16 protein-coding genes are annotated in these 15,107 nt (G+C 66.9%); 6 read left to right on the forward strand and 10 right to left on the reverse strand.

From position 1 onward, the window contains the following. Positions 1 to 19: 19 nt before the first annotated feature. The 4 genes from OQF70_RS03430 to OQF70_RS03445 form a co-directional block, all read right to left on the reverse strand. On the reverse strand, positions 20 to 1,159 hold the full coding sequence (locus OQF70_RS03430; protein ID WP_280535851.1) for a CBS domain-containing protein: 1,140 nt from the start codon (positions 1,157 to 1,159) through the stop codon (positions 20 to 22). Positions 1,160 to 1,205: 46 nt separating this feature from the next. Continuing rightward, complete coding sequence (locus OQF70_RS03435; protein WP_280535852.1) at positions 1,206 to 1,871, reverse strand: helix-turn-helix domain-containing protein; 666 nt, start codon at positions 1,869 to 1,871, stop codon at positions 1,206 to 1,208. A gap of 335 nt (positions 1,872 to 2,206) precedes the next feature. Next, a complete protein-coding gene (locus OQF70_RS03440; RefSeq protein WP_280535854.1) occupies positions 2,207 to 2,902 on the reverse strand; it encodes a helix-turn-helix domain-containing protein in 696 nt (231 codons plus the stop codon). A gap of 109 nt (positions 2,903 to 3,011) precedes the next feature. Continuing rightward, complete coding sequence (locus OQF70_RS03445; protein WP_280535855.1) at positions 3,012 to 4,226, reverse strand: hypothetical protein; 1,215 nt, start codon at positions 4,224 to 4,226, stop codon at positions 3,012 to 3,014. 261 nt (positions 4,227 to 4,487) lie between these two features. Between OQF70_RS03445 and OQF70_RS03450 the strand changes: the two genes are divergently transcribed. Further along, positions 4,488 to 4,757 (forward strand): hypothetical protein, encoded by a 270-nt coding sequence (locus OQF70_RS03450; protein WP_280535856.1) that lies wholly within the window; start codon positions 4,488 to 4,490, stop codon positions 4,755 to 4,757. Positions 4,758 to 4,793: 36 nt separating this feature from the next. On the opposite strand, the gene OQF70_RS03455 is transcribed toward OQF70_RS03450, so the two are convergent. Next, positions 4,794 to 6,149: a glycine cleavage T C-terminal barrel domain-containing protein gene (locus tag OQF70_RS03455; protein WP_280535857.1), complete on the reverse strand. Its 1,356-nt coding sequence runs from the start codon at positions 6,147 to 6,149 to the stop codon at positions 4,794 to 4,796. Positions 6,150 to 6,518: 369 nt separating this feature from the next. On the opposite strand from OQF70_RS03455, the gene OQF70_RS03460 reads away from it, so the two are divergent. Next, on the forward strand, positions 6,519 to 6,713 hold the full coding sequence (locus OQF70_RS03460) for a hypothetical protein (RefSeq protein ID WP_280535858.1): 195 nt from the start codon (positions 6,519 to 6,521) through the stop codon (positions 6,711 to 6,713). A gap of 33 nt (positions 6,714 to 6,746) precedes the next feature. Here OQF70_RS03460 and OQF70_RS03465 read toward each other — a convergent pair whose 3' ends face one another. Next, positions 6,747 to 7,604, reverse strand: coding sequence for a methylenetetrahydrofolate reductase (locus OQF70_RS03465; protein WP_280535859.1), 858 nt, complete (start codon positions 7,602 to 7,604; stop codon positions 6,747 to 6,749). A gap of 307 nt (positions 7,605 to 7,911) precedes the next feature. On the opposite strand from OQF70_RS03465, the gene ilvA reads away from it, so the two are divergent. Beyond that, positions 7,912 to 9,192, forward strand: coding sequence for a threonine ammonia-lyase (ilvA, locus tag OQF70_RS03470; protein WP_280535861.1), 1,281 nt, complete (start codon positions 7,912 to 7,914; stop codon positions 9,190 to 9,192). Between the two features lie 244 nt (positions 9,193 to 9,436). Beyond that, entirely contained in the window at positions 9,437 to 11,194 is a 1,758-nt protein-coding gene (locus OQF70_RS03475; protein ID WP_280535862.1) for a BCCT family transporter, read from the forward strand. A gap of 91 nt (positions 11,195 to 11,285) precedes the next feature. Here the strand turns inward: OQF70_RS03475 and OQF70_RS03480 are convergent, their stop codons facing one another. Then, the gene (locus OQF70_RS03480) at positions 11,286 to 11,588 is read right to left on the reverse strand and encodes a hypothetical protein (protein ID WP_280535863.1); all 303 of its coding nucleotides are present in this window, start codon (positions 11,586 to 11,588) and stop codon (positions 11,286 to 11,288) included. 7 nt (positions 11,589 to 11,595) lie between these two features. After that, on the reverse strand, positions 11,596 to 12,291 hold the full coding sequence (locus tag OQF70_RS03485) for a hypothetical protein (protein ID WP_280535864.1): 696 nt from the start codon (positions 12,289 to 12,291) through the stop codon (positions 11,596 to 11,598). Positions 12,292 to 12,349: 58 nt separating this feature from the next. Here OQF70_RS03485 and OQF70_RS03490 point away from each other — a divergent pair, with 58 nt between their 5' ends. Both OQF70_RS03490 and OQF70_RS03495 read left to right on the forward strand, forming a co-directional pair. After that, positions 12,350 to 12,787, forward strand: coding sequence for a hypothetical protein (locus OQF70_RS03490; protein WP_280535866.1), 438 nt, complete (start codon positions 12,350 to 12,352; stop codon positions 12,785 to 12,787). A 60-nt stretch (positions 12,788 to 12,847) separates the two neighbouring features. Next, positions 12,848 to 13,036, forward strand: coding sequence for a hypothetical protein (locus tag OQF70_RS03495; protein WP_280535868.1), 189 nt, complete (start codon positions 12,848 to 12,850; stop codon positions 13,034 to 13,036). A 7-nt stretch (positions 13,037 to 13,043) separates the two neighbouring features. Here OQF70_RS03495 and OQF70_RS03500 read toward each other — a convergent pair whose 3' ends face one another. Then, positions 13,044 to 13,484 (reverse strand): universal stress protein, encoded by a 441-nt coding sequence (locus OQF70_RS03500; protein WP_280535871.1) that lies wholly within the window; start codon positions 13,482 to 13,484, stop codon positions 13,044 to 13,046. A 259-nt stretch (positions 13,485 to 13,743) separates the two neighbouring features. After that, on the reverse strand, positions 13,744 to 15,003 hold the full coding sequence (locus tag OQF70_RS03505) for an NAD-binding protein (RefSeq protein ID WP_280535873.1): 1,260 nt from the start codon (positions 15,001 to 15,003) through the stop codon (positions 13,744 to 13,746). Positions 15,004 to 15,107 lie beyond the last annotated feature (104 nt).

The raw sequence follows: 15,107 nt of genomic DNA on the forward strand, positions 1-15,107 counted from the left end.
TCGTCCGGGGATGGTCCGCTTACAGTTCCCCGATCTTGCGGAGCAGCTGCCCGCGGTACTTCTCGTCGGCGTTGACGCCCTTGAGTTCGAGGACGTTCCGTTCGAGCTTGTCGAGGGCGACGTGGAAGCCGTGTTCGGCGCCGTAGCCCTCACCGGTCCCGATGACCTGTCCCTTGCTCGTCCGGAGCCGGATCTGACACTGGATGAGCGGCGTGCCGCGGAGCTTCTCCTTGTGTTCCTGCAGGCGGACGTGCGCGTGGAACACCTGCATCTTCCCGTATTTGTTCGTCACGTCCTGGATCGACTCGATGACGTGGTCACGGGAGATCGTATCGAGGAGCTCGATGTTGGTGATCTGGACGTCCATCGACTCCTCCTCGGTGAAGGTGAGCGACCGAAGGATGTCGGTTTTGGTGATGATCCCGGTGACGGTATCCTCGTCGTCCGGCGTGACGACGAGTCCGGCGACATTGTTGTCGAACATTCGCTCCAGGGCGGCCTTGGTGGTCTCGTCGGTGCGGGCGGTGAGCGCCGGGCTCGACATCAGGTCGTAGACGGGGAGATCGAGCATCCGGTCGATGTCACCCGCCCGGTCGCCGCTCCCTTGTCGGTCCTGGTCGCGGACGACGAAGTCGACGATGTCGTTGGTGGTCACGACGCCGGTGAGGCTCCCGTTCTCGTTGAGCACCGGCAGCCGCGAGATGCCGTGTTTACGGAGCCGGTTGATCGCCTGCCCGACGTGTTCCTTCTCGCCGATCGTGACGACGTCGGCGGTGTACACCTGCTCGACGGTGTTGGCGTCGAAGCTGTCGATGACGGCCTCGAGGATCGCGTCCTCGGTGATGATCCCGTCCAGCTTCTCACCGTCGTAGACGGGTGCGATCTTGACGTTCCCCTCGATGAGCAGCCGGGCGGCCTCCCGGATGTCCTCGCGGAGCGCGATCTCGGGAGCGGGTTTCATCACCGCCGAGACCTTCGTGTCGTCCCCCATCCGCGAGCGGATCAGCTGTTTTTCACCGACGACGCCGGCGTAATCGCCGTCCTCGGTAACGATGATTCCTTTCGGATTCTCCCGATCGAACAGGGATCGGACCTTGGCGAGACGCTCGTCGACGTCGACCTCGACGTATTCCGGCACCGCGATATCAGCAATATTCATGGTCCAAGCCGAACCTAGAGCCGGACGGGTATTGAAAGTACGGGAGTCACTCTTCGTCGATCGACTCCTCGTCGATGAGGACGTCCTCGATCAGCCGGGCCGACCCGCGACGGATCCGACCGCTGACGGCCGTTCGGGAGATCTCGAGCAGCTCCGAGAGCCCCTCGAGGGTGATCTCACGGGGGTCGTCGTAGTAGCCGTTGCGGTAGGCGTTGACCAGCGCCTCGATCTGTGGTTCGGTCAGCCCGAACCCGGATTCCTCGGCCGCGTCCTCGGTCTGCCGGAGCTCGAGAACGGTGAAACGGATCCCGTTCCGTTCGGCGAAGGCGCTCAGCTCCTCCATCGTCTCGTGATCCTGCAGCTCCAGGCGCAGCTTCCAGCCGTCGCGGTGGCTCCGCGACTCGAGGACGAGCCCGCCGGCCGCCGAGACCGGCGGCGTGATCAGCGTCGCGGCGTCGGTGTACTCGATCCGATAGGTGCGACGCGGGTCAGCCTCGGTGACCGGCGTGAAGGACGCGACGGTGTGATCCGCCGCCAACGCCTCCTCGAACGCCTCGAAGTCGGCGGCTTCGACCCAAAAGAAGTGCCCGTCGTTGACCGGGTCCGTTCCGGTGTCGGAGACGACGCCGATCTCCGCGCCCGGGAGCGCTCGGATCGTGGGCGCGAGCGCGAGATCGGAATGGGCCACGTAGACGCTGGTCGAGACGATCATCGTGTGTGTCGGTGTGACTGTGTCGGGCCCGTCAGCCGACCACGGGCGACCGTTGCGTGGCAGTCACCGGGGGGTCGTCGGGCGATCGCTGGGCGTCGAGCGGCGGGCGGTTGCCGGACGGTTGCGGGACGTCGGACGGCTGCGGGACGTCGGACGATTGCGGGACGTCGGTCGCATCTGCGTCGGCCACTCACCGCGGTGGTATCAGTGATCACGGATCGTCGGATGCGTCCCCTTCGTCGATCCGACATAAAACGTTTGCCCGGAACGGCCCGAACACGAGCCGGAACCGCACGGGGAGAACTCGAGGGACGATCCGGTTCGGAACTTTCGAGTCACCGGTGCGGTCGATCCGAACGATCGACGAGGAGCGTCCGCTCGATCAGTGCGCGGATCCCACGTTTGAGGCGGCCGCCGACCGCCGAGGCGGAGTAGCCGAGTTCCGCGGCGACCTCCGCCAGGGAGGCCTCGCGAGGGTCCGCGAAGTAGCCGAGTTCGTACGCGACGACGAGCGCCTCCCGCTGCTTCTCCGTGAGCGCATCACGGACCGGATACTCCGCGTCGGCGCTCGGAAGCTGCCGGACGTCGACGACCTCGAAGGTGAAGCCCGCCTCGCGGGCGTGCTCCCAGACGTCGTGAAGGGCCTCCCGGTCGGGGAGCAGCCACTGCTCGTGCCATCCCCGAGGCGCGGCCTCGAGTCCCGACGCTGCGCTTCGGGCGTCGATCACGAACCCGCCGTGGCGCGTGACCTGTGGCCCGAGCAGGACCGCGGTCTCCGCGAAGGTGACTCCCCAGAGGTTTCGTCGGTCGAACTCCGGCATCGGGTGCACCGTCTCGACCGTGCGGTCACGCTCGAGGGCCTCGGCGACCACGTCGGGAGCCACGGCGTCACACTTGAGCACGTAGATCTCGCGTTCGGGGTCCGTGCTCGTTTCCGGAAGGATGCGAACGTCCAACTCCGGGGTTGACGCGAAGGTGTCCGCGAGCGCGCCGTCCTCGTGGGCGAACCGTACCTCGGCAAAGGTGGTCATCGACGGAGTGTCCGATCGGAGGGACGCACTCGTCCGGCAAAATACCACCGGCAGTACCGATGCCGATCGGGTCCTGCGACCGGAGGAGCAGAGACCAGCCAACGGCGAGTCACCGTGCGGCCGGGGATTCACGCAGGCACGCGATGATGTCCTCGCGGGTCGTCTCGCGTTCCCCCTCGGTCGCGAGCTGGCCGACGACGAACTCCAGGAGGTTCAGCTCCTTGAGCAGCTCGAGGGCGTCCTCCCGGTCGACGTCGACGTCACGTTTGACCTCGTAGATCGTGTTCGACCGCATCACCGTCTCGATGAGCGCGTCGACGGCCACGTCCTCCGGGAGACCGATCCCGTCCGAGAGGACGACGGGCTGGTCGACGTCGGCACCGTCGGGAGATGGAGCCGGGTGACCGGTGTCGCGGGACTCGGTCTCCGACGCGGGCCGGTCAGGCTTTGACGCGGGTCCCTCGCTCTCGGGTTTCGATGCGGGTCCGTCAGGTGTCGATACGGGTCCGTCAGGTGTCGATGCGGGTCCGTCAGGTTTCGACGCGGGGCGGTCGGTCGCCGTCGACGGATCGGTCGACGATTCCGGGTCCTCCTGTCGGTCGTCGGCGTCGTCCGTCGTATTGCCGGTCCGGTAGGTGTTCGGCTCGTGGATGTCGTAGTCGATCATGTACCGACGAACCGTCTCGCCGGTGACGTCCATCTCCAGGGCAGCGGCCATCTCGGCGAACGTCTCACAGGCCTCGTAAACCTCCGCCAGCAGGTCGGGATCCTTAAACGGCGGCACGTCGCGGTCGGAGGTGAACGCGGTCGTCGTCTCGCGACTATCCGGTTCCGTTCGGGCATCGCTTGGCGTCGGATGATCGCCGTCGGTCGACGTCGACGCCGACGGTTCCGCGTCAGCGTCGCCGTCGATCTCGGCGTCAGCGTCCGCTTCCACGTCCGGGCCGGTTCCGTCGGCCCTCGCCTCGTCCGCCGGGACCGTCGCCGCGAACGTCACCGTGACCGTCCCGTCCACGTCGAGGTCGGCGCCGGTCGGACGCGCCGCGACGTCGTGGTCGGCCGCGGGCATCAGACCGGTCGTCGACGCGAGCGCGAACCGCACGGTTCCGTCGGGGCCGACCCGCGGGTCCCGAAGGGCGGTCCGGTCCGCGGTCGGATCGATCGACAGCGTCACTTCGAGGTCCGCCGTGAGCCGGTCCGCCTCGACGCCGGTGATCGCCGCCACGTCGACGTCGTCGACGGCCTCGCCGCGACGCTCACACTCGTCGAGGAACCGGCCCAGATCCTGGAGTCGGTTACCGATGCCCATGGTACATCGATCCATCGATCCACGACCGCATGAAGACACACGATGAATTATGAAGGTTTTTAAGACGGTCGCCGTCGGGCGGATCCGCCGCGGCGGCGTGTGTGGTGGGACGGCGACGTCGCGAGAGCGTGGATTGGCGGTTCCGTGGGAGTGTGAACTGACGACGTCGCGGGGGGTGGGGCGTGGCGGCCCGAGAGAGACCGTCACTCGGTGACACGCAGCAGCGGAGCCGGCGAAGTGATACCGTTTTATTCCCGCGTTACGGACCGTAACGCAATGGAACGGGTGAAGACCACGCCGGGTCCGGACGCCGCCCACGCGTTCCGGTTGGGACTCATCGCGGCCGCCCTCCTCGGCGTGGTCGCGATGGCCGGCCTCTACGCGGCGGGCGAGGCCTCGCTGCTCCTCGTCGGCTTCCTCTTGGTTGCCTGCTTCCCGGTGTATCTCGTGTTCGTGGCGTCCGCGTTGAGCGTCTGGCTCGGGTACGACAAGGACGTCACCGATCTCCGGCCGGTCCACCGCGAGCGTGGCCGCCGACGGGGCTGAGCCCGCACTGGGACTGAGCCCGCACTGAGGGGGGTCCTACTCCTCGGCCTCCTGTTTGGCGCTCAGCTTGGCTTGCTCGCGGGCGCTCGGGTTGACGGACTCCTTGAAGGGCACCTTCGCGACGGTCGCAAACACCGGCTCGCCGGGCTCCTCGGCGTACTCGTCGGGGAGGTGGACGCGGAACTCGGTGTCGAGGTCGGCGTCGTAGACGCGGTCGTCGAGCGGCGCCTCGAGCTTCTCGGCCGGGACGAACCCGAGCGCGATGTTGGTCTCGAGGTCCGGACTCCACCACGGCGAGGTGACGTAGCCGCACTCCTCGCCCGTCTCGGGATCGGAGATCAGCCAGAAGTCGGACGCGTAATCGCGGATCGGCTCGCCGGCCAGCTTCAGCCCGACGAGCTTGTGGTTGAACGGATAGTCGCCGTCCTCGATCTGCGCCTTCTGTCGCTCCAGCGCCTCCTTGCCGATGTACTCGCCCTCCTTGTCGTCGGGGACGTGGTAGCCGAGGTTGACCTGGAACGGCGAGGTCTCGTGGTCCATGTCCTGGCCCCACGAGAGGATGCCGGCCGCGATCCGTCGATGGTGGCCCGGCGCGATCTGCATCCCGCCGTGGTCCTTGACGGTGTCGAGAACCGGGTCCCAGACGCGCTCGGCGTGTTTGGTCGCGTCCTTGACGTAGATCTCGAAGCCCTTCTCGCCGGAGAAGCCGGTCTGGCTCACCAGCACGTCCGCGCCGTTGATCTCCGCCTCCATCAGGCCGTAGTAGGGGATCTCCGAGACCTCCTCGCCGACCACCTCGACCAGCACGTCCTCCGAGAGCGGTCCCTGAATCTGCATCGGCGCGACGTCGATCTCGTCGACCTCGACGTCGAAGTCCATCCCCACGTTGACGCCCTGGATCCACTGCATCAGCGTGGAGTCGGAGATGGAGAACCAGAACTCGTCCTCGGCGACCCGCAGCAGGACGGGGTCGTTGAGGATCCCGCCGTCCTCGTTACAGAGGATGACGTACCGGCCGTGCATCGATTCGATGTCGGTGGCGTCGCGCGTGATGAGGTAGTCGGTCAGTGCCTCGGCGTCGGGCCCTTTGACCCGGATCTGACGCTCGACGGCGACGTCCCAGAGGGTGACGCTGTTCGTCAGCGCCTCGTACTCGGCCATCGCGCCGCCGTCCTCGGGATCGACGAGTCCGCGGGGGTGATAGATCCGGTTGTAGACCGTACATCGCCAGGCGCCCTCCTCGTTGAACGACTTGTGGAAGAAGGGCGACTTGCGGACGCGCGTGGACACGAGCATCTCGATGCCCGGATCACCCGTCTGTCGGAGGTTCCTGGGAAGGACACGGTCGGACTGGTCGACGCTCGGATGGTTCGGATGGTCGTCTTGTGACATCGGTACTTGGTATCCTCACCCAACCACTATAAAAGAAAGGCGTCACTTTCGAGATCCCAACGTGTCCGGAACCGGATTCGATTAGATGATCTCGGTATAGAGGGGCTATCACGTACGAATATGGCTGAATCGGCCTATCGACACGATTCGAATCGATCGCACAGGTGTGGATTCGGGAACCACTATATATCAAATCCAATATTGTTTGTGGTTTCGGATCCAACGCGGTTCAACCGCCGCCGTGATCGCCGCGGACTGCACCGTCACCGGGGGCGATCCGATCACCTCCCTATCGACGCTATGCGGCAGTATACCATCCAATACGGTCGATTTCGGAATACTTTCACGGGTCGGGTACCAACGGCACGTATGTCGAACGAGTCCACGACCGGGGCCGATCCCGCGTCCGACGGCGATGCATCGCGAACCGACGAGTCCGTTCCGTTCGAGCAGTACCTGCCCGCAACCCCTCGACTGTCGACCGAACCGGGTCGCGTCGAGCGGTTCCTGACGCGGCTGTTCCGCCGCCGCGGCGGCCTCCGCGTGGTCTACCGCCGTCGGTAGGAAATTCGGAGACGCCTCACGCGGATCGAGATCTTACTCCTCGAGCCGGCCGAGCCGCCAGGATTCGGTGTCCGGTACCTGATTGAACGTATAGATGTGGACGCCGCGGATGCCGTAGTGCGGATCGGCGGCGTGTGGCGCGAGCCCGTCGATCAGCTCGTCGGGGGCGTACTGGCCGCGCGAGCCGACGAGTTCCTTAATGAATCCGAGGACGCCGCTGGTCTTCCGGAGGAACCGAACCGAATCGCCGACGCCGACCTTCTTGGAGATGCCGAGCAGTCGCTGGTAGTTCATCACGCCGGGGATGCCGACCTCGACGGGGAGGTCGACGCCGCGGTCCCGGATCGTGTCGATCCACTCGAGGATCGTCTCGGGGTCGTAACACAACTGCGTGACGAGGTAGCTGGCGTACGGCGCTTTCCGGTCCATCGCCTCGGCGAGGGTCTCCTCGCTCAGGAAGTCGTGGCCCTCCGGATAGCCGGTGATGCCGACCTCCTCGAACTCGTACTCGAGGTTCTCGAGCGCCACGAGCAGGTCGTGGGCGGACTCGAACTCGCCCGCGGGCTCCTCCCGGTCGCCGCCGGGGACGAAAACGTCGGTGACGCCGGCCTCCCGGAGCCGCCCGGCGATCGCATCCAGGTGGTCCCGGTCCCGGACGTACCGGGCTGCGACGTGCGGGATGACCTCATAGCCCGCCTCGCTTGCGGTTTCGGTCCACTCGACGGTGGCGTCGATCCCGAGCGTCGGCGACGTCGTGACCGCGATCGCTGCCCCGTCGGGGAGGTGGGCCATCTGTTCGCCGAAGCTGTCGAACGGCATCAACTCGAATCGGGGATCGGTGAGCAGCGTCGCCGCCCCGTCGTTCGTCGTCGAAGGTGTCTCGAGTGACATTGTGGATCCTCGGGGCCGGTTCCCGGCACGGCGCATCGAACCGACTGGGTACGACAAGGGTCGACACCGTCATTAGGTCTTTCCCGGCCGTGGAGTCGGCCGACTCGGCGGCAACACCTCACGGGTATCTGACGTGATGTGGACGGGACGCCCCCGATTCGCTCGCCACGACACCGATTGCGACGATCGGCGCCATCTTGATGACGGTCGGAACCCCGTTTTTCGGACGGACAATGTTCACTGTTCACACGACTCAATGTACCGGTCGGTCGAACGTCCCACGATGGAGCTCGGTCGGTGATCGTTCGTGACCGACGGCGGGACCGAGACGGTCACGTTCGCGGACGTCGAGGCGGCAGCCGAGCGGATCGACGACCCGACGGTCGTCAAGCCCACGCCCGTGGAGCGCAGCACCGCGTTGGAGGGGATGACCGGTGCGGATCGGGTGATGCTGAAGCTCGAGCATCTCCAGTGGACGGGATCGTTCAAGACGCGCGGCGCGTACAACAAGATCCGCGCGAGCCTCGAGACGGGGGATCCGGACCACGTCGTGGCCGCGAGCGCGGGCAACCACGCGCAGGGCGTTGCGCTCGCGGCCACGACCCTCGGCGTGGATGCCACGATCGTGATGCCGACGACGGCACCGCAGACGAAGGTGGACGCAACCCGTGGGTACGGCGCGAGCGTCGAACTGGTCGGACAGGACTTCCAGGAAGCGATGCGGTACGCCCAGGAGCTCGTGGCCGAGACCGACGCCGAGTTCGTCCACGCGTTCGACGACCCGGAGATCGTTGCCGGCCAGGGGACCCTCGGCGTCGAGATGTGCGAGAACGTCCCCGACGCCGACACGATCGTCGTCCCGATCGGCGGCGGCGGGCTGATCTCGGGGATCGCCACCGCCGTCGCGGCGTTGAGCCCCGAGACGCGCGTCGTCGGCGTGCAGGCCACGGGCGCCGCCACGGTCCCCGACAGCCTCGAGAAGGGGATCCCCCAGACCCTCGAGTCCGTCGACACGATCGCCGACGGGATCGCGACGGGTGGCATCTCGGAGCTGACGCTGTCGATCATCGAGCGCCACGTCGACGAGATCGTCACGGTGACGAACGGCGAGATCGCGGACGCGATCCTGCTGTTGATGGAGCGAGCCAAGCAGGTGGTCGAGGGCGCCGGCGCGGCCTCGGTCGCGGCGATCCGGAGCGACGACCTCGACGTCGCCGGCGAGACGGTGATGCCGCTGCTTTGCGGCGGGAACCTCGACATGACGATGCTGCGGACCGTCCTGGTCCACGCGCTGACGCGACGCCGGCAGATCCTCCGGGTGCGGGTCCACATCGAGGATCGACCCGGCAAGATGGCCGAGATATCCAGCCTGATCGCCGACCACGACGCGAACATCCAGACGGTGCGACACGACCGTGCCCTCGAGGACCTCGACGTCGGCGAGGCCTACCTCATCTTCCAGGTGGAAACGAGCGGCGCCCAACACGCCCGCCGGATCGTCGACGCGATCGCCGACAGCGGCTACCCGGTCGACGTCATCAACCATCCCGATGTCACCGTGCTCGCCACGGACGCCGAACGCGAGTGAGCCCGCCGTCGTTTTTCGGTCCCGGCGCGAGTGAAACGACGGCAGCAGCCGAGCCGTTCGGCGGTGTGCATTTAAAGACCGCCATAATTGCGGATGAACGTTTATTAAGGATACTGTCCGTATATTCATCGAGGCGCTGTCATATGGTACCTATCAACACGGAGGCTCCGGCGGAGGCGCCACCGAGCGGAGCGAGGTATCGTGCATCGACCGCCCGTCGACCCGCTCGTCAGGGGGTGACCGTATGAGCGACGGCGAGGAGGAGGCCGTCGGCGAGATGTCCGACGGGCTGCAGGTCGAGCTGTTCCATCCCGACTCCGACCGGGAACCGGGCGACACCAACATCCAGAAGTTCGGGTTCGACATCCACCCGGTCGTGTTCCCGGTCGCGCTGTTGATCATCGCCGCGTTCATCGTATTGACGATCGGGCTCGGCGATCAGGCTTCGGCCGCATACACGTGGCTGTTCAACTTCATCGGGGAGAACTTCGGTTGGTTCTATCTGCTCGCGGTGAACATCTTCATCGTCGTGCTGCTGTTCTTCGCGTTCAGTAAGTACGGAAACATCAAGATCGGCGGCGTCGAGGCCGAAAAGGAGTTCAGCGACTTCGCCTGGATGGCGATGCTGTTCAGCGCCGGGATGGGGATCGGACTGATGTTCTTCAGCGTCTCCGAGCCGCTGTATTACCTCCAGACGGTGCCCGGCTTCTTCGGCGCCGAGGCCGAAACCGGGGCCGCCGCCTCGGCCGCGATGGCCCAGACGTTCTTCCACTGGGGCTTCCATCCCTGGGCGATCTACGGCCTCGTCGGCCTCGGGTTGGCGTTCTTCTCGTTCAACCGCGGGCTCCCGCTGACGTTCCGGTCGATCTTCTGGCCGCTGCTCGGCGAGCGGATCTACGGCTGGCCCGGCCACGTCATCGACCTCGTGACGGTGTTCGCGACGCTGTTCGGCCTGGCGACGTCGCTCGGGCTCGGCGTGGCACAGGTCAACACGGGGATGTCCTACGTCGGCGGCGACATGCTCGGCCTGTTCGCCATCCCGACGGGAACGTTCCCTCAGATCGCGCTCATCGCGGTCATCACCGGGATCGCGACGCTGTCGGTCGCTGCCGGGCTCGAGGGCGGCGTCAAGCGGCTGAGCACGATCAACCTCTACCTGATGCTCGTCCTGCTCGGGTTCCTGCTGATCGTCGGTCCCACGGTCTACATCTTCGGAACGTGGGTCGAGGGGCTCGGCGCCTACTTCGGCAACATCCTGGCGCTCAGCTTCTTTACAGGGACGCTCGGCGAGGGCGGCTCGACGGTCACCGCCTGGACCGTCTTCTACTGGGGCTGGTGGATCGCGTGGTCGCCGTTCGTCGGGATGTTCATCGCGCGCATTTCGCGGGGTCGGACCGTCCGGGAGTTCGTCCTCGGCGTGCTGTTCCTGCCGGCGTTGTTCTCGACCCTCTGGCTGTCGACCTTCGGCGGAAGCGCGCTGTTCAACACCCTCGAGGGGAGCGGTGCGGCGATGGCGACGTACAACGAGCTCGGCCAGACGGTCGCGATGTTCGCGATGCTGGAGCAGTTCCCGCTTGGCGCCGTGACCGGAATCCTCGCGACGCTGCTCGTGGTGACGTTCTTCGTGACGTCCTCGGACTCCGGGTCGCTCGTCATCGACCACCTGACCTCCGGCGGCAAACACGACGTGCCGCGAGTTCAGCGCGTCTTCTGGGCGGTCACCGAGGGTGTCGTCGCCGCGATCCTGTTGTGGGGCGGCGGCCTGAGCGCGCTGCAGACGGCGGCGATCACGACCGGCCTGCCGTTCGCGTTCATCCTCTGTCTGATGTGTTACACCGTCTATCTCGGACTCAGCAACGAGTACGAGATCCTCGAGTCCGAGGAGTTCGCCGAGACGATCGAGGAACTCACCGACGACGAGGACGTGGACGTCGTCACGACCGGCGACCAGATGGTGACCGACGTCTCGGCCGACGACGACGAGGCCGTGGGGGGTGACTGAGGCGGTTCCCGCCACGAGCAGTCCGGAAAGCCGGTGTGGTCCCGCTCACGAACCGATTCGTTTTTTCCCGCCGTTCCCCGCTCCCGATGCGTCAGTAGTATGTCCACTCGTCGTCCTCGCTTCCCCGTCGCAGCGTCGGCTCGTCGTCGGCGCCGTCCTTCCCATCAGGCTCGTCGTCGGCGCCGTCCTTCCCATCAGGCTCGTCGTCGACGCCAACATCCCCCTCGCCGACATCCCCCTCGCCGACATCCCGCTTGCCGACACGGTCGTCGGGCCACTCGATCCCGTCGCCGCGCAGGTGTTTGTACGCGATCCCGCCGAGCGCCACGAGGAACAGGACCAAAAGCAGCGTGCCGGCGATCGCGGCCGCCTGTCCGGCCCACTCGAGGATCACGCCGACTTCACCCCTCGACGTCGGCGGGGACCGTCCGCGAGCTGTGGACCCAGGTTCGGGTTCGACCGCCGACGCCGACGGCCGCGACCGCGACCCAGACGAGCACGGCGCCCACGGTCGGGAGGACCAGCCAGCCGACCGCGCTGAGCGTCGCGCCGACCAGCAGTCCGCTGCGGGCGCGCCGACCGCCGAACAGGTCGGTCACGATCGTCCCGACGACCAGGAAGCCGAGACCGCCCAAAAACGAGAGTCCGACGACGAGGACGGCGGCGGCGAGGTACCCCATCGGTGGGCCGGCGAGTCCGAGCCGCGTCAACAGGTCGTTGGCGTACAGTCCCGCGAACGCGGCGAGCCCGTACGCCGCCAGCCCGTACGGAACCGCGGCTGCCGGTCGGGCCATCGTGTCCGCGATCGCCCGATCGAGGAGGCCGCGGCGACGAACGATGATCCCCCCACCGAACGCCACAACCAGGAGGAACGACACGGCAGCCCTGACGACCGGCGACGAGGGGTCGACGAACGCCGGAGCGATCGTCGCCGGAGCGATCCCCGTCGGAGCGATCCCCGCCAGAGCGACCGCCGAGGGATCGATCCCCGCCGGCGTGACCGGCCGTGCGGCGGCGACGCCCGGCACAGCCGCGAGCGCGATCAGGACGCCGACCGCTCGCGCCGCGTGGGATACTGCTGCGTGGGGTGAACACATACCTCGTGGTGGGGAGTCGGGGCCGAAAAGCTGTCGGCTGGACGAGCGATTTATGTCTATGTATGACAAACGGTACCACGTGACGGGCGCGTTACACGCCCTCCTCGCCGGTCTAAAGTGGGTCGGGGAGCGACTGGTCGCGCCGCTGCGCCGCGGCGAGGGACCGAACAAGTTCCGGCTCTCGAGCGTCGATACGGCGACCACGACCATCGACGGGTCCGTGGGATGGCGCAACCGACCGCCGGCGACGCTCGTGTGTCCGCAGTGCGACAGCGAGATCTACCAGCGACGCGCCCACGAGGCCATCGACTGTCCGCGGTGTCGCGCGACGTTCGACGGCGACGAGTTCGACGACCTCGAGCTGATCGCCTTCGAGTGTCCGGTCTGTCGCACCGAGATGCGACACGGCACGCGACATCCGGAGCGGTTCGGGTTCCCCGAGTGGGCGACCTGCGACGCCTGTCGGTACCACTGGGAGTTCAGACACTCCTACTAACACTGGTGATCCGCGGGGAAACGTATTCGGGGCCACGCCCCGTTGGTGGAACGAGCGACAATGGATCCCCTCACGACACGCGACCCGGTCGCGACCGCGCTGGCGGCGGCGGCGGTCGGCCTGTTCGCGGTCGCGCTGATCGCGATGTCGACCGACCGCCTGACTGCCGCGGGAATGAGCTTTCTGGCCGCGAGCCTCGTCATCTATCTCCGGGAGAGCCGAGTCGCCGATCGACGGGCAGCGGACTGACTCCCGGTCAGTCGTCGACGGACATCCGATCGGTTATCACCGGAACCGGGGAGGTGCGGACGACCTTGTCCGAGATGCCGCCGAGTATCGCACGGAACTTGCCCTGATACGCGCTCCCGAGAACGATGACGTCCATCCCGCTCTCCTCGGCGTACTCGATGATCTCCTCCGCCGGCGCCCCCGACCGGATGGCGGTGGTGCACTCGACGCCCCGCTCTCCGGCCATCTCACACAGCTCCTCGGTCACCTTCTCGCCGTAGTCGTGGTGTTCCTCGCGGATCTGCTCCTCGTCGTCGCGGATGTAGATCGTCCGCGGCGCGCCCGGTAGATCGATCACGTACAGCGCGTGGACCGACGCCCCGAGGGCGGCCGCGAGGTCGAGTCCATGCTCGGCGCCGCGCCGTGCTTCGTCGCTCCCGTCGTAGGGGATCAGGATGGTGTCGTACATAAGCGTCCCTCGTTACCGATACACATATCACGTAAAAATAACTTTGGGGGGACGCGGCGATGGTCGGATCCTCGACCGGTGTCGAACGCCGGCGAAAGCCAATACGCCGCCGAATCGATCGGAATGGGGGGACTGCAGGGTCATCCCATCACCCGGGGGCGGCACGGACGAGCCGTTTCGAAGCAAAAAATAACACATTCTCGATACGTTGTGGATGGAGGCAGCGGATATCCGGCGGCGCCAGGCTTCGTCGGCGACATCACGTCTCGTCGGCGGGGTCCCTTGTGGCCTCCGCCCCGGTTGCGTCGGCGAGGAGGTCCGAAACCGGGTCGACGTCCCCGTCGATCACGGTCCGTCCGAGCAGTCGACCGCCGATGACGGTCGGCGTGATGACGCGGTCGGCCCCCACGCTTTCGAGCTTGTCGACGTGTCGGCGGTCGGTCGCCGCCGCGACGATCCGGACGTCGGGATTCGCCTGTCGGGCCGCGAGGACGGCCAACACGTCGCTGGCGTCGTCCTCCGTGGCGACGACGACGCCGGCGGCATCGGCGATCCGGGCGCCGCGAAGCGCCTCGGCGTCGGTCGGGTCCGCGGTCACCACGTTGATCCCGTCCTCGCGGAGCCCGGCGGCCGTCTCCGTGTCGGCCGTCACCACCACGAGGTCGGTCGTGCCGTGAAGTTCCTCCAGGAGCGGTTCAGTGACGTCGCCGTGGCCGAGGACCAACACGTGGTCCTCGAGCAACGAGAGTTCGGATGCGTTCATGTTTCCGAATGCGCTCGATATCCGCGATTCGATCGCCGGGATGAGCAGCGATCCCGTCGCGACGGTGAACGAGCCGGTCCCGAGCACGATGACCGACAGCGTGAACAGCTTGGTGAGCTGGGTCGTCGGCGTCGCGTCGCCGTAGCCGACGGTGGTTCCGGTGACGACGATGTAGTAGACGGCGTCGGTGGTCGACTCGACGCCCATGAACTCCTCGCGCAGCGCGTAGGTCCCGACGGTGCCGTAGACCTGGACGGCCAGGAACGCCACCAGCGCCGCGGTCTGGAACGCGGTGAGGTCGAGCGCACGGTCGAACTCCTCGCGGTTCACGAGCACGTGACTGACCGCGATCGTGGCCGCCGCGAACAGCGGGACGTCGGTCGGGTCGGCCGTCAACAGCGGCAACAGCGCCGCGAGCGGGAGCGCGAGGACCGCACCGTACCACGCGAGCCGGAGGCGCCGCCGGAGCCCCACGGTCACGGCCCCGATCAGGAAGGCGAAGAAGACGCCGTAGAGCCGGACGAGCCCGGTCGCACCGGGGAAAAGGCCGCCGAGCGGCCCCGCCAGCGTGACCGTCGTCGCGCTCAGGTCCGACAGCCCGGTGATGAAGGCGAGGACCGCGACCGCTGCCGACAGCACGACCGACGTCTTCGGGCCCGAGGCGGCCGCCCACTCGACCAGCCGGACTCGCTCGGGATGCTCGAACAGCTCGTCGACCGCGGGCTCGGGCCGCCGATCGCGTTGGTCACCCGACACGAACGCCGATACGGGCGTTCGGAATAAAAGGGTATGCCACTATTTGACAATCGCGTCCGCTCGTTCGGCGTCCAGATCGTCGCCGTTCCCGACGTCGGCGCCGG

The sequence above is a fragment of the Halopenitus sp. POP-27 genome, from assembly GCF_029889855.1.
GTDB classification, from domain to species: domain Archaea; phylum Halobacteriota; class Halobacteria; order Halobacteriales; family Haloferacaceae; genus Halopenitus; species Halopenitus malekzadehii.